The organism is Bradyrhizobium sp. CCBAU 11386 (assembly GCF_028128955.1).
Classification (GTDB): domain Bacteria; phylum Pseudomonadota; class Alphaproteobacteria; order Rhizobiales; family Xanthobacteraceae; genus Bradyrhizobium.
In genome coordinates this window covers 1-16787 of record NZ_LBKA01000219.1, presented here as the reverse complement: position 1 = coordinate 16787, position 16787 = coordinate 1, and the positions used below count along the sequence as shown (strand labels likewise).

General features: G+C 64.9%; 16 protein-coding genes. 9 read left to right on the top strand and 7 right to left on the bottom strand.

Features of this window, described 5'->3' with window-relative positions; genetic code table 11:
- Position 1: 1 nt before the first annotated feature.
- Both XI09_RS18685 and XI09_RS18680 read right to left on the bottom strand, forming a co-directional pair.
- Positions 2-1504 (bottom strand): flavin-containing monooxygenase, encoded by a 1503-nt coding sequence (locus tag XI09_RS18685; RefSeq protein WP_271568137.1) that lies wholly within the window; start codon positions 1502-1504, stop codon positions 2-4.
- Positions 1505-1629: 125 nt separating this feature from the next.
- The gene (locus XI09_RS18680) at positions 1630-2388 is read right to left on the bottom strand and encodes a S1 family peptidase (RefSeq protein ID WP_271568136.1); all 759 of its coding nucleotides are present in this window, start codon (positions 2386-2388) and stop codon (positions 1630-1632) included.
- 107 nt (positions 2389-2495) lie between these two features.
- Here XI09_RS18680 and XI09_RS18675 point away from each other — a divergent pair, with 107 nt between their 5' ends.
- The gene (locus tag XI09_RS18675; protein ID WP_271568135.1) at positions 2496-3131 is read left to right on the top strand and encodes an HAD-IA family hydrolase; all 636 of its coding nucleotides are present in this window, start codon (positions 2496-2498) and stop codon (positions 3129-3131) included.
- Between the two features lie 122 nt (positions 3132-3253).
- Here the strand turns inward: XI09_RS18675 and mtnA are convergent, their stop codons facing one another.
- The 3 genes from mtnA to XI09_RS18660 all read right to left on the bottom strand — a co-directional run bounded on the left by mtnA (position 3254) and on the right by XI09_RS18660 (position 5696).
- A complete protein-coding gene (gene mtnA / locus XI09_RS18670; RefSeq protein ID WP_271568134.1) occupies positions 3254-4360 on the bottom strand; it encodes an S-methyl-5-thioribose-1-phosphate isomerase in 1107 nt (368 codons plus the stop codon).
- Positions 4361-4378: 18 nt separating this feature from the next.
- Positions 4379-5254, bottom strand: coding sequence for an S-methyl-5'-thioadenosine phosphorylase (locus XI09_RS18665; protein ID WP_271568133.1), 876 nt, complete (start codon positions 5252-5254; stop codon positions 4379-4381).
- Positions 5255-5423: 169 nt separating this feature from the next.
- Complete coding sequence (locus XI09_RS18660; protein WP_271568132.1) at positions 5424-5696, bottom strand: phosphopantetheine-binding protein; 273 nt, start codon at positions 5694-5696, stop codon at positions 5424-5426.
- A 354-nt stretch (positions 5697-6050) separates the two neighbouring features.
- Here XI09_RS18660 and XI09_RS18655 point away from each other — a divergent pair, with 354 nt between their 5' ends.
- The 7 genes from XI09_RS18655 (at position 6051) to XI09_RS18625 (ending at position 15792) form a co-directional block, all read left to right on the top strand.
- Complete coding sequence (locus XI09_RS18655; protein WP_271568131.1) at positions 6051-7268, top strand: acyl-CoA dehydrogenase family protein; 1218 nt, start codon at positions 6051-6053, stop codon at positions 7266-7268.
- 64 nt (positions 7269-7332) lie between these two features.
- Positions 7333-8313, top strand: a complete 981-nt coding sequence (locus tag XI09_RS18650) for an amino acid--[acyl-carrier-protein] ligase (RefSeq protein WP_271568130.1) — start codon at positions 7333-7335, stop codon at positions 8311-8313.
- A gap of 36 nt (positions 8314-8349) precedes the next feature.
- A complete protein-coding gene (locus XI09_RS18645; RefSeq protein ID WP_271568129.1) occupies positions 8350-9225 on the top strand; it encodes an acyl-CoA acyltransferase in 876 nt (291 codons plus the stop codon).
- A gap of 360 nt (positions 9226-9585) precedes the next feature.
- The gene (locus tag XI09_RS18640; RefSeq protein WP_271568128.1) at positions 9586-12453 is read left to right on the top strand and encodes a PAS-domain containing protein; all 2868 of its coding nucleotides are present in this window, start codon (positions 9586-9588) and stop codon (positions 12451-12453) included.
- A gap of 205 nt (positions 12454-12658) precedes the next feature.
- Positions 12659-13636: a tripartite tricarboxylate transporter substrate binding protein gene (locus XI09_RS18635; RefSeq protein ID WP_271568127.1), complete on the top strand. Its 978-nt coding sequence runs from the start codon at positions 12659-12661 to the stop codon at positions 13634-13636.
- A gap of 157 nt (positions 13637-13793) precedes the next feature.
- Positions 13794-14279 carry a tripartite tricarboxylate transporter TctB family protein gene (locus XI09_RS18630; RefSeq protein ID WP_271568126.1) on the top strand — a complete coding sequence of 162 codons (486 nt, stop codon included), beginning with the start codon at positions 13794-13796 and terminating at the stop codon, positions 14277-14279.
- A gap of 4 nt (positions 14280-14283) precedes the next feature.
- The gene (locus XI09_RS18625; protein WP_271568125.1) at positions 14284-15792 is read left to right on the top strand and encodes a tripartite tricarboxylate transporter permease; all 1509 of its coding nucleotides are present in this window, start codon (positions 14284-14286) and stop codon (positions 15790-15792) included.
- Here the strand turns inward: XI09_RS18625 and XI09_RS18620 are convergent, their stop codons facing one another.
- A complete protein-coding gene (locus XI09_RS18620; protein WP_271568124.1) occupies positions 15793-16257 on the bottom strand; it encodes a MarR family winged helix-turn-helix transcriptional regulator in 465 nt (154 codons plus the stop codon).
- 30 nt (positions 16258-16287) lie between these two features.
- On the opposite strand from XI09_RS18620, the gene XI09_RS18615 reads away from it, so the two are divergent.
- On the top strand, positions 16288-16587 hold the full coding sequence (locus XI09_RS18615) for an antibiotic biosynthesis monooxygenase family protein (RefSeq protein WP_271568123.1): 300 nt from the start codon (positions 16288-16290) through the stop codon (positions 16585-16587).
- Between the two features lie 11 nt (positions 16588-16598).
- Here the strand turns inward: XI09_RS18615 and XI09_RS18610 are convergent.
- The coding region (locus XI09_RS18610; RefSeq protein ID WP_271568122.1) for a hypothetical protein at positions 16599-16787 on the bottom strand (189 nt) is incomplete at its 5' end.

Below are 16787 nucleotides of genomic sequence, written 5' to 3'. Positions count from 1 at the left end.
CTCACCCGTACACGAACGCCTTGTCGTCCAGGTCCGTCTTCGGGATCTCGTCCTTCTCGGTCCAGTAATCCTGGCTATGCTGCCATTCCGGCTTGTCGCCGCGCTTGGGCAACAGATTCATGTTGCGCATCATGTAGCCGGGATTGAAGTTTTCCGGATCGATCCAGGGCAGGATCGGCATGTTGTGGTCTTCGGGGCGCAAGCGCACCTCGACCTTCTTTTTGCCCTTCGCCTTCATGTGTCCGAGCAGGCGGCAGACGAAATCGGCGACGAGATCGACGCGCAAAGTCCAGCTGGCACGGAAATAGCCGAACACCCAGACCATGTTCGGCACACCCGTGAACATCATGCCGCGATAGGTGACGGTGTCGCCGAAGGCGAGCGGCTTGTCGTCGATCTCGAAGGCGATGTCGCCGAGCGCCGCGAGGTTGAAGCCGGTCGCGGTGACGATGATATCGGCTTCGAGCAGCTTGCCCGACTTGAGCTGGATGCCGTTCTCGACGAAGCATTCGATCTCATCGGTGACGACGGAGGCCTTGCCGCTGGCGATGCCCTTGAACAGGTCGGCATCGGGCACGAAGGCGATACGCTGCCGCCACGGCCGGTAGCTCGGCGTGAAGTGCGTCTCGACGTCGTAGTCCGGCCCAAGCACCGCGCTGATCTGGCCGATCAGCTCCTTCTTCACCTGCTCGGGCTTCGACACGCAGAGCTTCGTGAACGCATCCTGCTCGAACAATATCTTGCGGCGGACGATCTCGTGGATCCATTCCTCGTCGACCTGGAGCCGGCGCAGCTCTTCCGCGATCTCGATGGCGTTGCGGCCGAGGCGGAAATAGGTCGGCGAGCGCTGCAGCATGGTGACGTGCGCACATGTGTCCGCGATGTTCGGCACCAGCGTCGCTGCGGTCGCGCCCGAGCCGATCACGACGACCTTCTTGCCGGTGAGGTCGATGTCATCAGGCCAGGTCTGCGGATGGACGATGCGGCCCTTGAAGCGGTCCATGCCCTTCCATTCCGGCGTATAGCCCTCGGAATGGCGATAATAGCCCTGGCACATCCAGAGGAAGTTCGCGGTGAAGGTTTTGGGCTCGCCGGTGTCGGTCGTGACCGCCTCGATGGTCCAGAGATTTCGCTCGCTCGACCAGCTCGCCGAGTTGATCTTGTGCTTGTAGCGGATATGCCGCGCGATATCGTTCTCGTCGATCACCTCGTTCATGTAGGCGAGGATCTCCTCGGCGGTCGCGATCGGCGGGCCGACCCAGGGCTTGAAGCGATAGCCGAAGGTGTGGAGGTCGCTGTCGGAGCGAATACCGGGATAGCGATGTGTGATCCAGGTGCCGCCAAAACTCGCCTGTGTCTCCAGGATCACGAAGCTCGTGCCCGGAAGCTGCTTTGTGAGATGATAGGCGCTGCCGATGCCGGAGATGCCGGCGCCGACGATCAGCACGTCGAAATGCTCTGAAACCTGTTTGGCCGTGGCGTGACTGCGAACAGCGACATTCATTGTTGCTTCTATGCCTTGCTTGTTTTTGTGGCCGCCCTTGATTGAGCGACGCGTTTCCTCCGCGACAGGCATGGTCGCCCATCGCGCTTCCGCTACAAAATGACATAGATCAAGTCGCGGTCAAATCACAGCGCCGCACCCCAGCTCCGCGCGGTCTGCAAGATCCAGTCGCGGTAGAGCGTGAGCGGCGTGACACCGGTCAACCCGCCGCAGCCAGCCGCACCGTTCGGGCCCGTGGACCAGCTGATGAGGCCGACAAGCACGGCGCCGTTCGGCTTGTCCTCGAACACGGGACCGCCGGAATCACCGGTGCAGGCGCCAATTCCGTCGCGAACACCGTTGGTTACGGGATCGACCAGCCGAATCTGAAGCGTGCCGGGTTGGCCGGTGGCGACGAGGCCCGCGACGCGCGTCGCGCCGCCGCTCTTGCCATCACCGCGCACGGTGACGCCGATGCCGGCGATGACGAAGCGGCCACCGACCTGGATTGGAATATTCGGCATGCCAACCGGCACCGTCGATTTTCCCTTGAGTGGAATTTCCAGTTGCAGCAGCGCCACGTCGGCCGTGGCGCGATGCGCCTGCATCGCCTGCATGTTGAAGTTGGGATGGATCGCGACGGTGCGGACATTCAGCAATTGCGGCTGGCCGTCGGCGCCGCGATCGACGATCTTGTAGTCCGCGCCGGGCTGCACGCAGTGGGCGACGGTGAGCACGAGTTTTGGCGCGATCAGGCTGCCAGTGCAGAAATTGCCGCGTGAGCCGACGATGGTGACGACGGCACGCGCAACGCCATCGGCCTGCGGCGTGCCGCCACCGACGATGGCATGAGCGGGCGCGGCGAGCAGCAGCGCAGCGATGATAGGAGTTGCAAGCTTCTTCATGGGAACACGCTTTGGCGGCAGCCTCGGTGAGGGCGGATTGCTTCGGACTGGCCCTTGCCGATAGCGCATGCTAGCCCTCTTGGAAAGGAATTGACGAGGGCAGGACATTGGCGATCGAGGCGGTGATCTTTGATTTTGGCGGCGTGCTGACGAGCTCGCCGTTCGAGGCGTTCGCGCGGTTCGAGACCGAGCGTGGGCTGCCCATCGACATCATCCGGCGCACCAACGCGGCCAATCATCTGGAAAACGCCTGGGCCAGGTTCGAGCGCGCCGAGGTCGACATCGACACCTTCGACACGCTGTTCGCGGAGGAGTCGCGCGCGCTCGGCGCGGAGGTGCGCGGCCGCGATGTGCTGCCGCTGCTTCAGGGCGATCTGCGTCCCGAGATGGTCGAAGCGTTGAAGCGCATCAAGGCCGGACTCAAGACCGGCTGCATCACCAACAATCTGCCCGCCAACGCCATCGGCAGCATGACCGGGCGCTCGCTCTACATCGCCGAGGTGATGGTGCTGTTCGACCACGTCATCGAGTCCGCCAAGATCGGCCTGCGCAAGCCCGACCCACGCATTTACAAGATGATGGTCGAGACGCTGGAGGTCGATCCAAGGAATTGCGTCTATCTCGACGATCTCGGCGTCAATCTGAAACCCGCGCGTGAGATGGGCATGACCACCATCAAGGTCGCCAGCGGCGCCCAGGCGATCGCCGAGCTCGAGGCGGCGACTGGGCTCAAACTCCGCTAGAGCGTCATTCTCCGTCATTGCGAGCGCAGCGAAGCAATCCAGAATCCCACCGCAGGGACAGTCTGGATTGCTTCGCTGCGCTCGCAATGACGAGATCGGGGCGACGGTCTTCGTGAAACGCCCTACTCCGCCGCGGCGGCGATCCGCTCGGGAAACGCTGCTGCGAGCGAGGCGCGGTCGGGCTTCAGCACACCGCGCTCGGTGATGAGACCGGTGACGAGGCGAGCAGGCGTCACGTCGAAGGCATAGTTCGCGACCGGCGAGTTCTCGGGCACGATGCGCACCGTCTCCAGCCTCCCGTCCGCGGTCCGGCCGGTCATATCGGTGACCTCCACGCCGCTGCGCTGCTCGATCGGGATGTCGCGGATGCCGTCATGGACGGCGAAATCGATCGTCGGCGACGGCAGCGCGACGTAGAACGGCACGCCGTTATCATGGGCGGCGAGCGCCTTGAGATACGTGCCGATCTTGTTGCAGACGTCGCCATTGGCGGCGACGCGGTCGGTGCCGACGATGGCGAGATCGACCATGCCGTGCTGCATCAGATGGCCGCCGGTGTTGTCGGGGATCACAGTGTGCGGCACGCCGTGGTGGCCGAGCTCCCAGGCCGTGAGCGAGGCCCCTTGGTTACGCGGCCGCGTCTCGTCGACCCAGACATGGATCTTGATGCCGCGCTCATGCGCCAGATAGATCGGCGCCGTCGCCGTGCCCCAATCGACGGTCGCAAGCCAACCGGCATTGCAATGGGTCAGCACGTTGACGACCTCGCCCGGCTTCTTCGCCGCGATCGCCTCGATCAGCGTCAGGCCGTTGGCGGCGATGCCGCGATTGATCTCGACGTCCTGCTCGACGATCTCATCGGCGCGCGCATAGGCCACCTCCGCCCGCTCGAGCGGATCGATTGGCGCGAGCGTCGCGCGCATTTCGTCGAGCGCCCATTTCAGATTGATTGCGGTCGGGCGTGCCACGACGAGCGTCTCGTAGGCGCGCTTCAGGCCCGCATCGGAAGCGTCCTCGCGCATGGCAAGCGCCATGCCGTAGGCCGCGGTGGCACCGATCAGCGGCGCGCCGCGCACCAGCATGTCGCGGATGGCCACTGCCGCGTCGTCGCAGGAGGTCAGGCGCGCGACAACGAACTCATGCGGCAGCCGGCGCTGGTCGATCGCGCCGACCGACCAGCCGTCGCGCTCGCGCCAGATGCTGCGGAAATGCTTGCCGTCGACCTTCATGGCTTTCTGCCTTTCGTCTCAGCCGCGCAGCACGCGCCCTGCCACCGCATCGAGCTTCTTCAAAAGCTCCGGATCACGCGCCTCGGGCGCGGTGATCAGCGCGGTATCGAGCGCGCGATCCGAACCGATCGGGCACGGCTCATGCTCACGCGGAAAGTCTTGCGCCAGCCGCGCCACCAGCGCCTTCGCCTTGTCGGCATTCGAGGTCAGCACGCGGATGATGTCCTGCACTGTGACGGCGTCATGGTCGGGATGCCAGCAGTCGAAATCCGTCACCATCGCGACCGTGGCGTAGCAGAGCTCCGCTTCGCGCGCGAGCTTCGCCTCGGGCATGTTGGTCATGCCGATCACGGAATAGCCAAGGGTCTTGTAGGTCATGCTCTCCGCAAGGGTCGAGAACTGCGGCCCTTCCATGCAGACATAGGTGCCGCCGCGCGCGATTGCGATACCCTCGGCCTCGGCAGCCGCGGCGAGATGGATGCGCAGCCGCGGCGAGACCGGATGGGCCATCGACACATGCGCGACGCAGCCGCGGCCGAAGAACGAGCTCTCGCGCTTGTGGGTGCGGTCGACGAATTGATCGACCAGCACGAAGGTGCCGGGCGGCATCTCTTCCCTAAACGAGCCGCAGGCCGACAGCGAGATCAGGTCGGTGACACCGGCCCGCTTCAGGACGTCGATATTGGCGCGATAGTTGATGTCGGAGGGCGACAGCCTGTGGCCCTTGTCGTGCCGCGGCAGGAACACGATCGGCAGGCCTGCGATGGTCCCGCGCCGCAAGGGCGCCGACGGCTCGCCCCACGGGCTCTTGATCACCTCTTCGCGCGCACCCTCGAGGCCCGGCAGGTCATAGATGCCGGAGCCGCCGATGATGCCCAATACCGCCTGCGTCATGCCTGCTCCACCCTGTCTGCTCCATGCGACATGGTTAAGCTATGCCAGTTTTGCGGCGGTTTTGGAACGGGGGTGGGTGGGGGCGAGATGCCGGCACCCTGAGGGGGCGCAAGGCGCTCACCACACATTCAACGTCGTCCCGGCGAAGGGGAGACAGCTGTGCGTCTAATTAAGCGGCGGTCGCCGGCTGCAGCTGGGTCATCACCATCCGCTCCAGCGTCTCGACGGACTGGAAATTCTCCGGCGTGATCTCCGACTGCGGGATGGTGAAGTCGAACTCGGCTTCGACGCCGAGCATCAGGTTGACCATGTCCATCGAGGTCAGGCCGGCGTCGACGAGCTTTGCCGACGGCGTGACGTCCGCGGCGAGCGCGTTCTGCTCGAGGATGCCCTTCACCAGCTTGATGATGCGATTGCGCACGTCGGTATTGAAGGCCTGCATCGGCAAATTCCCGTTTGTCTAGTCGGACCGGACTGCCGCCTACGATGGGCAGGGACGGCCGATCCCGCAATGGCCGGCACCATTACTTCGCGTTTCTTAGTAAACGATGACTCAGATTGTCTGGAATCCGGGCTTCTTCCAGATCCCTAACGCGATCACGGAAATTCCGACCATGCCAACAACCGGACCTTAACTGTTCGTTCGGAATTTGGCTTTGTTTACCCTGTATTTCATCGACGAATTTGAATTAAATCCCTAGCCTCGTCTCACAAGCAAAGATGGTCGGAGGATCGCTTACGCGGCATCGCGAATGATGCCGGCGATCTCGAACGGCAAAACCGGAGGCGGACAAGTATGAACGTGCGTGAAGCAGTCCTCACTGTCGACGAAACGCAGACGAGCCTCCTCGAGCAGGGTCCCTCCCTGATCGAGCGCGCTGCCCGAACCGCGGCAGCGGCGGCGGCTGACGCAGACGGGGTCGATCGCGACGCCCGCTTCCCGCACAAGGCTTTCGACGTCGCGCGTGAGCAGAAATTGCTCGGCGCCATGATCCCGGTCGAGTTCGGGGGCTTCGGCGCCTCGATCTACGACGTCACCGACATCTGCTACACGCTCGGGCGGGCCTGTGCCTCGACCGCGATGATCTACGCAATGCACCAGACCAAGGTCGCCTGCGTCGTCAGGCACGGCCACGGCATTCCCTGGATGGAAACCATGATGCGCCGGGTCGCACGCGACCAGTGGCTGCTCGCCTCCTCCACCACCGAAGGCCAGAACGGCGGCAACATCCGCGCCAGCGCGGCCGCCGTCGACGTCGCCGGCGACACCGTCTCGCTGCTGCGCGACGCCACCGTGATCTCCTACGGCGCCGAGGCCGACGGCCTCGTCACCATCGCCCGCCGCGCCACCGACGCCGCCGCCTCCGACCAGGTGCTGCTGGCGCTCGCCAAGGGCGATTACTCGCTGAAGCGGACGCTGGGCTGGGAAACGCTCGGCATGCGCGGCACCTGCTCCACCGGTTTCGAGCTGCAGGTCGACTGCCCGGCCGACCGTGTCTTCCCGGAAGCCTACGACAAGATCCATGCCCAGACGATGACGCCGTTCGCGCATCTGTGCTGGTCCTCGGCCTGGGCCGGCATTGCCGCCACGGCCGTGACGCGCGCGCAGGCCTTCATCCGCAAGGCGGCCCGCAGCTCGGGCGGCCAGATGCCGCCGGCCGCCGCGCATTTCACGGCCGCGAAGATGTCGCTGGCAAAGCTCCGCGCGCTGATCGCTGCCAATATCGACGCCTTCGCCCGTGCCGAGCACGACGAGCGCGCACTCGGCTCGCTCGACTTCCAGTCGTCGATCACGCTTCTGAAGGTGCAGGCTTCCGAGCTCGCGGTCGAGACCGTGATGCATGCGATGCGCACCGCGGGCCTTTCCGGCTACCGCAACGACGGCGAATTCACCATGGGCCGTCACCTGCGCGACGTGTTGTCGTCGCCGATCATGATCAACAACGACCGTATTCTGGCCAATGCCGCGACCTCGACGCTGATGAGCGGCATTCCGGCGTGCCTTCGGGACTGACAAGCTTTCGAGACTGACGTGCCTTCGTCCAATAAGAATAATTTCAGATAGCAGGAAGTCGAACATGAACATTGCTGTTCTCCCCAACTCGCCCGACACCGCGCCGCAAATCTCAGATCCGCTCGATCATCTCGCCGACAAGCTGTTCCACAGCATGGGCTCGGACGGCGTCTATGCCCGCACCGCGCTCTATGAGGGCATCGTCGAGCGCCTCGCTGCGCTGATCACCAGCCATCGCGAAACCGGCACCGAAGCGCTGCGCTTTCCACCGGTCATGAGCCGCGCCCAGCTCGAGAAGTCCGGCTACCTCAAGAGCTTCCCGAACCTGCTCGGCTGCGTCTGCGGCCTGCACGGCACCGAGCGTGAGATCAACGCCGCGGTCAGCCGTTTCGATGCCGGCGGCGACTGGACCACGTCGCTCTCGCCGGCCGACCTCGTGCTGTCGCCGGCCGCCTGCTACCCCGTCTATCCGATCGCGGCGAGCCGCGGACCTTTGCCGAAGGGCGGCCTGCGCTTCGACGTCGCAGCGGACTGCTTCCGCCGCGAGCCGTCGAAACATCTCGACCGCCTGCAGTCGTTCCGGATGCGCGAATATGTCTGCATCGGCACGCCCGATGACGTTTCCGATTTCCGCGAGCGCTGGATGGTTCGCGCGCAGGCGATCGCCCGCGATCTCGGCCTGACCTTCCGCGTCGACTATGCCAGCGATCCTTTCTTCGGCCGCGTCGGCCAGATGAAGGCGGTGAGCCAGAAGCAGCAGCAGCTCAAGTTCGAGCTCCTGATCCCGCTGCGCTCGGAAGAGCAGCCGACCGCCTGCATGAGCTTCAACTATCACCGCGAGCATTTCGGCACGACCTGGGGCATCCAGGACGCCAATGGCGAGCCGGCCCACACCGGCTGCGTCGCCTTCGGCATGGACCGGCTCGCGGTCGCCATGTTCCACACGCACGGCACAGACCTTTCCGCCTGGCCCGCCAAGGTGCGGGACATCCTGGGCCTGCAGCCGCATGTTGCGGCCGACGCCCACGGCGAAGGCTGGCGCTAAGGTAAGAGGCCGACCATTTCCACGGGTAAGACGAGCGTGATCCACACCAAGGTCAGATGCCGCGAGATCACCGAGGCCGACGTCGATGCGGTCGCGGACCTGCTGACGCGCGGCTTCGTCGGCCGCTCGCGCAATTATTGGATCCAGGGCCTGCGCCGGCAGGCCTTCCGGCCCGTGCCGGAGGGCTATCCGCGCTTCGGCTACATGCTCGACAATGACGGCACGCCGGTCGGCGTGCTGCTGCTGATCTACACGGCACGGAAGGACGGCGAAGAGACCGCCATCCAGTGCAATTTGTCGAGCTGGTATGTCGATCCGGCCTATCGCAACTATGCGCCGCTGCTGACCAAGATCGCGCAGCGGCACAAGGACGTAACCTATCTCAACATCAGCCCGGCGCCTTGGACCTGGCCGATCATCGAGACGCAGGGTTTTCGCGCCTATTGCCGCGGCATATTCTTTTCGGTGCCTGCGCTGGCGCGGCCCCCGCGCTGGAGCAAGATCGAAGTCATCTCGCAGCACGCCAAGACGATCGAGGGCCTTTCCGAGGCCGAGACCGAACTGCTGACGCGGCATGCGCGCTACAATTGCCTCAGCCTCGTCTGCCGCACGCCGCAGGGAACCTTCCCCTTCATCCTGCAACCGGTGCGCATCCGCCGCGGCTTCATCGCGCCGCCCGCGATGAAGCTGATCTACTGCCGCAGCGCCGCCGAGTACGCCGCCTGCGCAGGCCGCATCGGCCGGCTGCTGCTGCGGCTCGGCAAGATCTCGGTGGCGGTCGATGCCAACGGCCCGATTCCCGGCCTCGTCGGTATTTATACTGAGCGGCGTGGCCGCAAATATTTCAAGGGCCCACGCCAGCCGCAGCTGGCTGATCTCACGGATACCGAGCTCGTGCTGTACGGGCCGTAGGCCGGTCCTCACACTCAATGTCGTCCCGGCGAAGGCCGGGACCCACCGCGTGATCTATCGATAAGCGCAGGTGCTTGTACCGCGGGAAGACCTTTTCACAACCAGTCCTCGCCAAACTTCTCCCTGTGGCTATGGGTCCCGGCCTTCGCCGGGACGACAGCGGGGTTTGTTGCACGCTCTTCGCCAACTCTGGCTTGTAGACACGGACACATTCGCGCGTCCGCAACACACGCGTCTCTGCACCGCCGGTCATCCTCCGTAAACTACGGCGCTTAAGGGATTTTTCCCGCCTGTTCGTTACCCTCGGCACTGGAATTACGCTGCGTTAAGTCTATTGCCCGCCGAGATCACGCCGACCCCATGACGTCGACCTGCGACAACGAGCTTGGTGCACACCGCGAGCAGGGCCCGGAGGCCCTGGTCGCGCTGAGCCAGCTTGCGCTCGACCACATGGAGCAGGGCGTCTGCGTCTACGATGCCGACAACCGGATCGTGCTGGTCAACCAGCGCTACTTGTCGCTGTTCGACATGTCGGCCGATGTCGTGCGGGTGGGCGCGAGCTATCGTGAGGTGCTCGCGCACAGCGCGACGCGCGGGAACTTTCCAGCGAGCGAACTCGACGCGCTGTATTCGGCGCGGATCGCGCAGATCGCAGGTGGCAAGCCGTTCCGTACCGAGCAGCGGCTGGCGACTGGCCTCGTCATGGCACTCGAGCTGAAGCCGCTTCCCGGCGGCGGCTGGATGACGATCTGCGACGACGTCAGCCGCCTCGCCCGGCTCGAGGCGGAATTGCGCGTACAGACCGAGCGCAGCCAGCACGCGCTCGCCAACATGTCGCACGGCCTCATCATGTATGACGCCGACAGCCGCCTCGTCGTCTGCAACGAACGCTTCCTGAACCTCTACAACCTCGACCCAGAAGTCGTGAAGCCGGGCGTCACGCACAGCGCGGCCATCGACCACTGGCTCTCGCGCGGCAACACGCCGGGCATGTCGGCCGATGAATTCCACGACACCAGGCTCGAGGACGTGCGCAGCCGGAAGGCGAAGACGCTGCTGGTGATGCGCTACGACGGGCGGATGGTGCAAGCGGTCTCCCGCTTCCTGCCCGACGGCGGCTGGGTGACAGTGCACGAAGACGTCACCGAGCGGCTCAAATACGAGGAGACGCTGAGGCAGCAGAACTTCATCCTCGACGCGGCGATGGAGAACATGGCGCACGGGCTCGCCTTCTACGACAGCGACATGCGCCTGCGCGTCTGCAACACCACCTACCGCAAGATCTACTGGCTATCGCCGGAGGAAACCAGGCCCGGCACGCATCTCGGCGAGCTGATCGAACGATCGATGGCGAACGGCGCGTTCGCTTCGGAATACACCCCGCAGCAGCTCCTGGAAGCCGCCAGCGCGAGGATCGCGAACCGCGATTCCTCGCCGATGCGCCGGCGCATGACGAACGACACGGTGATCTCGGTGCGCTACTGCGCCCTGGCCGAGGGCGGCTTCGTCGCCACCTATGAAGACATCACCGAGCGCGAGCGCGCGATCGAGGAGCTGAGCGAGCAGTATCGTCGCTTCGACGCGGCGCTGAACAACATGAGCCAGGGCCTGTGCATGCTCGATTCGAGCCTGCGCGTGATCGTCTGCAATCGCCGCTATATCGAGATGTACGGCCTCTCGTCCGACGTGGTGAAGCCGGGCATTTCGATGCGGGAGATCATGGAGCACAGCTGCGAGCTCGGCATCCATCCGAACATGACCGGCACCAAGCTCTACGCCGACTATGTCGAACGGCTGCGCGAGGGCGAGCACACGCTGCACCGCCATCTGAGCGACGGCCGTATCATCAAGCTCAATCACAAGCGGATGGAGCTTGGCGGCTGGGTCGTCACCTATGAGGACGTCACCGAGCGCCACAAGGCCCAGGCCCGCGTCGCGCACATGGCCCGGCACGATTCACTCACCGACCTGCCCAACCGCACGCTGTTCCGCGAGAAGATGGGCGAGGGACTGAACCAGGTCGCGATCGCCGGCGGCGCCATGGCCGTGCTGTGCTTCGACCTCGACAATTTCAAGACCGTCAACGACAGGCTCGGCCATGCCGCCGGCGATCGCCTGCTGCGCTGGGTCGCCGCACGCCTGAAGGAGAACGTCGGCGAGCACGACACCGTCGCGCGCCTCGGCGGCGACGAGTTCGCCGTTCTCCAGCGCGGCCCGCAGCCACAGTCGGCCGAAAAGCTCGCCCGCCGCCTGGTCGAGATCATCGGCCACCCGCCGCCGCTGGAGAGCCAGTCGATCCATGTTGGCGTCTCCGTCGGTATCGCGATCGCGCCCGATCACGGGCTCGATGCCGACGAGCTGATGAAATGCGCCGACCTCGCGCTGTACCAGGCCAAGGCCAGGGGGCGCGGCGCCTATCAGCTGTTCGAACCCGAGATGGAGGAAGAGGCCCGCAGCCGGCACGCGCTAGAGCACGATCTGCGCGGCGCACTGGAGGCGCGTGAATTCCACCTGGTGTTCCAGCCGCAGGTGCGGCTCGATTCCTCCGAGCTCACCGGCTTCGAGGCGCTGCTGCGCTGGAAGCATCCCTCGCGCGGCTTCGTCTCGCCGGCCGAGTTCATTCCGATCGCCGAAGAGAACGGGCTGATCGTTCCGATCGGCGAATGGGTGCTGCGCACGGCCTGCGCGACCGCGGCGTCCTGGCCCGATGTCTCGGTCGCGGTGAACCTGTCGCCGGTGCAGTTCCGCTCGCGCGGGCTAGCAGCGATGGTCACGAGCGCGCTTGCGGAAGCCGGCCTGCCGCCGCAGCGGCTCGAGCTCGAGGTCACCGAGACCGCGCTGCTCGACGACAGCGAGGCGACGATCGAGATCTTGCACCAGCTTCGCGCACTCGGCGTGCGCGTCAGCCTCGATGATTTCGGCGTCGGCTATTCCTCGCTGAGCTATCTGCGCAAGTTTCCCTTCGACCGCATCAAGATCGACCGCTCCTTCGTCGGCACGCTCGGCGAAAGCCCGGAGAGCGTCGCCATCGTCCGCACCATCGCGAGCCTCGGCTCCGTGCTCGGCGTCGAGACCACGGCTGAGGGTGTGGAGACCGAGGAGCAGCTCGACTTCGTGCGCGAATGCGGCTGCACCGCGGTGCAGGGCTATTACTTCGGCAGACCGTGCCCAGCGGCCGAGGTCGGGCGCACCATCGAGACGCTGAACGCGGTTCGCCGCGTGGCGTAAGGGCGCCGCCCACGTCAAATTCCGTGTCTCGGCACACCTCCAAACGGCCAATCGTCGCACGTGCCGTTTCCAGCGGGATAGCCGCGTCGACCGCTGCGCACGGTCTGCGCAATGCGCTTTTCTTCTCTCGTGATTTCGAGGACAATCCCGTCATAACAAACGGAGACGGCGGCCCGAACGAGGCCGCTGCGAGGGAGGTATTCCGATGTCGCGGTACGGGCTGAGGACGGCTGTATTTGCCACCATACATGTTGCCGTGGGAGCGTTGCTCGCGACCGCGGCCGGCGCGCAGGACTATCCGAGCAAGCCGGTCACGCTGATCGTGCCATGGCCGGCCGGCGGCTCGACCGACATCTCGATGCGCGCGATCGCCGACAGCGCCTCGAAGGTGCTGGGGCAGCCGATCGTGATCGACAACAAGGCCGGCGGCGGCGGCACGGTGGGCCCTGCGACCATGGCGGCGGCCGCGAAGCCGGACGGCTACACCATCTCGCAGATCCCGATCACCGTCTTCCGCCTGCCCCTGATGCAGGAGGTGTCGTGGGATCCGGCGAAGGACTTCACCTACATCGTCCACCTCACCGGCTACACCTTCGGCGTCACCACCAACGCCGAGTCGCAGTTCAAGAGTTGGAAGGACGTGGTCGAGTTCGCGAAGGCGAATCCGGGCAAGGTGACCTATGCGACACCGGGCACAGGAACCTCGCTCCATATCGGCATGGAGCAGATCGCGGCGATGTCCGGCATCAAGCTCACGCAGGTGCCGTTCAAGGGCGGCGCCGAGACCAACGCCGCAGTGCTGGGGCAACACACCATGCTCCAGGCCGATTCCACGGGATGGCGGCCCTTGGTGGACGCCGGCAAGCTGAAGCTTCTGATGGTGTGGACCGGCGCGCGATCGCCGAACTATCCCGACGTGCCGACGCTGAAGGAGCTCGGCTATCCCATGGTCTACGATTCCCCGTTCGGCATCGCCGGCCCGAAGGGCATGGACCCCAAGATCGTTGCCAAGCTGCACGACGCCTTCAAGAAGGCCATCGAAGATCCCGCGGTGATCGCCACGCTCGCCAAATACGACATGGTGCCGAACTACAAGAATACCGAGGACTACAGGAAGTTCGTCGTCGAGATCACGGGGTCCGAACGCAAGGTCATCGACACACTCGGGCTTGCGAAGAAGTAGGACCGGGCCGCTTTCGTGTCCCGGACGCGGTGCAGCGCCTCTCCAGCGCTGCGCCGCAGAGCCGGGACCCACCTTCGCCACGACCCCTATGGACCCCGGATCTGCAGCGCATCACTTCGTGCTGCGCAGCTCCGGGGAACGGCCGAGAGCACGCCAGATGAGCAACGAAGCCAACGTCAAACTCCGCCTCTCCAACTCCGAACTCTGGGGCGGGCTGATCGGGCTCGGGCTCGGCGGCTTCGTGACCTGGCAGGGCTTGAAGCTGAAGCTCGGCACCATCAACGATCCCGGCTCCGGCTACGTGCTGTTCTACACCGGCATCCTGATATGCGTGTTCGCGACCTTCATCATCGTCTCGGCCGTCACCGAGGGCGGGCCGACGCTGGCCTCGCGCTGGGAAAATGTGCGCTGGAGCAAGCCGCTTCTCGTCATCGCCTGCCTCGTCGCGTTCTCCTTCGCGCTGGAGCCGCTGGGATTTCTGCTGTCGTCGATCCCCTTGATGCTGCTGATGTTGCGGCTGATCGATCCCGTGCGCTGGACGCTGGCGATCCCGATCGCCGTGCTGGTGCCATCAGGGATGTGGTGGGTGCTCAAGCGCCTGCTCTTGATCCAGTTGCCCTCCGGCCTGTTCGGGATCGGCTGATCGCATGGACACGCTCGTCAACGTCGCACATGGGTTCGGCGTCGCGCTGCTGCCGATCAACCTGCTCTATTGCTTCATCGGCGTCTTCATCGGCACGCTGGTCGGCGTCCTGCCGGGCATCGGGCCGATCTCGGCGATGTCGCTGCTGCTGCCCGTGACGCTGTCGGGCACGCCGGAATCCGGCATCATCATGATGGCCGGCATCTATTACGGCTCGATGTATGGCGGCTCGACCACCTCGATCCTGGTCAACATCCCCGGCGAGGCGGCCTCCGTCGTGACCTGCATCGACGGCCACCAGATGGCCAAGCAGGGCCGCGCCGGCCCCGCGCTCGGCATTTCCGCCTTCGGCTCCTTCATTGCCGGCACGTTTGCGCTGGTGGCGCTGATGCTGGTGGCGCCGAGACTCGCAAGCATCGCCATCGCGTTCGGTCCGGCCGAGTATTTCAGCCTGATGGTGCTCGGCCTCGTGGTGCTCACCTTCCTGACCCAGGGCTCGATGCCGAAGGCGCTGCTGATGGCCTGCATCGGCGTCGTGCTCGGACTGATCGGGCTCGACAGCATCACGGCGCAGCCGCGGCTGACCTTCGGCCGCATGGAGCTGATCGACGGCATCGGCCTCGTGCCCGTGGTGATGGGCCTGTTCGGCGTCGCCGAGGTGCTGCTCAACACCGAGCAGGCGATCAAGCGCGACATCATCAACGCCAAAATCACGCAGCTCTTGCCGAACAAGGCCGATTGGCAGGCCAGCGCCGGCCCGGTCGCGCGCGGCACGCTGCTGGGCTTCCTGCTCGGCATCCTGCCGGGCGGCGGCGCGGTGGTGGCCTCGTTTGCGTCCTATGCGCTGGAGAAGCGGCTGTCGAAAACGCCGGAGCGGTTTGGCCATGGCGCGATCGAAGGTGTTGCGGGCCCGGAGTCCGCCAACAACGCGGCGGCCGGCGGCGCGTTCATCCCGCTGATGACATTGGGCATCCCGCCGAACGTGGTGATGGCCCTGCTGCTCGGCGCCTTCGTGATTCACGGTCTCCAGCCGGGGCCGCTGCTGATCACGCAAAACCCCGGCCTGTTCTGGGGCATCGTCGCCAGCATGTATATCGGCAACCTCATGCTGCTGATCCTCAATCTGCCGATGATCGGCATGTGGGTGCAGCTCCTGAAGCTGCCCTACAACATCCTCTTCCCCCTGATCATCCTGTTCACGATCCTGGGCGTGTACTGCTCCAGCAACAACGTGTTCGACGTCTATGTGATGATCGCGTTCGGAATCATCGGCTATTTCATGCGCAAGCTCGGCTACGAGCCGGCACCGCTGGTGCTCGCCTTCGTGCTCGGACCGATGCTGGAGAACAATCTGCGCAAGTCGCTGATCCTGTCGCAGGGCGATCTCTGGACCTTCGTACAGCGGCCGATCTCGGCGGCGTGTCTTGCGCTGGCGCTGGCGCTGCTGGCCACGCCGCTGCTGCCCGCGCTCCGCAAGAAGCGCGAGCTGGTGGCGCTGGATGAAGGGGCGTGATCAATCCTCGCCGGTTCCTTCGAGTCGATCACGCAGAGCGTTGAGCACCCGATGGGCGATCTCGACCTCTTTCACTGACAGCCCATCCGACAGGCCGTTGACCCACGGGACCTGCAGGCGGCCTGCCGCATCGTAGATCTGCCTGCCCTTGTCAGTGAGCACCACGAGCTGCGCCCGGCGATGATGCGGGTTGACCTCGAACACAACGAGACCATCGCGCTCGAGGTCGTTGACGATGCGCTGCACGTTCTGGCGATTGGCGCCGAGATTGCGGGCGAGCCAGGCGACCGGCTCCGGGCGCTCGGCGTCGGCGATCGCCCCCAGGATCTGCCAGCGCGCACTGGTGAGGCCGAGCGACGTCACCAGCCGATCGCCGGCGGTCAGAAGCAGGCTGTTGGCACGGAACAGGTCGAGGATGAGGCCGGTCAGGGCTTCGCCCGCCGGGGTCCGCTTGGTCTTGCTCATTTGGCACTACTATTCCGTATTGACATCATCATGGTGCTCGTGAACGTGTTCACGCTCGACGCCGAGCATGAGGAGAGCTTCCTCGAGACGTGGCAAGACGACGCCGCCTTCATGAAGCGGCAACCGGGCTTCATCTCGACCCAGCTTCACCGCGCAATCGGCGACAGCCCGACCTATCTGAATTACGCAATTTGGGAATCCAACGCACATTTCCGCGCTGCGTTCACGCACCCGGAATTCCGCGCCAAGATTGCAGTCTACCCCGCATCCGCCGTCGCGAGCCCGCATCTGTTCCAGAAGTTCGCGGTGCCCGGCATTTGCGTGGCGTAGCTGCCACATCGTCATTGCGACCGCAGCGAAGCAATCCAGACCGCCGCTGCGGAAAGATTCTGGATTGCTTCGCTGCGCTCGCAATGACGGAGGAGAGAGTCGAGACCACGAGAACAATCGTAGCAACCATTAAGAACGATGTGATCGCCCTCCTGGTCTAGCGTGACACCGTGCTCACGGCCGTCAAGGATGGCCTGGCG

What these genes read in the sequence shown, in the direction of transcription:
- XI09_RS18685 (WP_271568137.1), bottom strand. Translation starts at nt 1,504, where the DNA reads ATGAATGTCGCTGTTCGCAGTCACGCCACGGCCAAACAGGTTTCAGAG.
- XI09_RS18680 (WP_271568136.1), bottom strand. Translation starts at nt 2,388, where the DNA reads ATGAAGAAGCTTGCAACTCCTATCATCGCTGCGCTGCTGCTCGCCGCG.
- mtnA (WP_271568134.1), bottom strand. Translation starts at nt 4,360, where the DNA reads ATGAAGGTCGACGGCAAGCATTTCCGCAGCATCTGGCGCGAGCGCGAC.
- XI09_RS18665 (WP_271568133.1), bottom strand. Translation starts at nt 5,254, where the DNA reads ATGACGCAGGCGGTATTGGGCATCATCGGCGGCTCCGGCATCTATGAC.
- XI09_RS18660 (WP_271568132.1), bottom strand. Translation starts at nt 5,696, where the DNA reads ATGCAGGCCTTCAATACCGACGTGCGCAATCGCATCATCAAGCTGGTG.
- XI09_RS18655 (WP_271568131.1), top strand. Translation starts at nt 6,051, where the DNA reads ATGAACGTGCGTGAAGCAGTCCTCACTGTCGACGAAACGCAGACGAGC.
- XI09_RS18650 (WP_271568130.1), top strand. Translation starts at nt 7,333, where the DNA reads ATGAACATTGCTGTTCTCCCCAACTCGCCCGACACCGCGCCGCAAATC.
- XI09_RS18640 (WP_271568128.1), top strand. Translation starts at nt 9,586, where the DNA reads ATGACGTCGACCTGCGACAACGAGCTTGGTGCACACCGCGAGCAGGGC.
- XI09_RS18635 (WP_271568127.1), top strand. Translation starts at nt 12,659, where the DNA reads ATGTCGCGGTACGGGCTGAGGACGGCTGTATTTGCCACCATACATGTT.
- XI09_RS18630 (WP_271568126.1), top strand. Translation starts at nt 13,794, where the DNA reads ATGAGCAACGAAGCCAACGTCAAACTCCGCCTCTCCAACTCCGAACTC.
- XI09_RS18625 (WP_271568125.1), top strand. Translation starts at nt 14,284, where the DNA reads ATGGACACGCTCGTCAACGTCGCACATGGGTTCGGCGTCGCGCTGCTG.
- XI09_RS18620 (WP_271568124.1), bottom strand. Translation starts at nt 16,257, where the DNA reads ATGAGCAAGACCAAGCGGACCCCGGCGGGCGAAGCCCTGACCGGCCTC.
- XI09_RS18615 (WP_271568123.1), top strand. Translation starts at nt 16,288, where the DNA reads ATGGTGCTCGTGAACGTGTTCACGCTCGACGCCGAGCATGAGGAGAGC.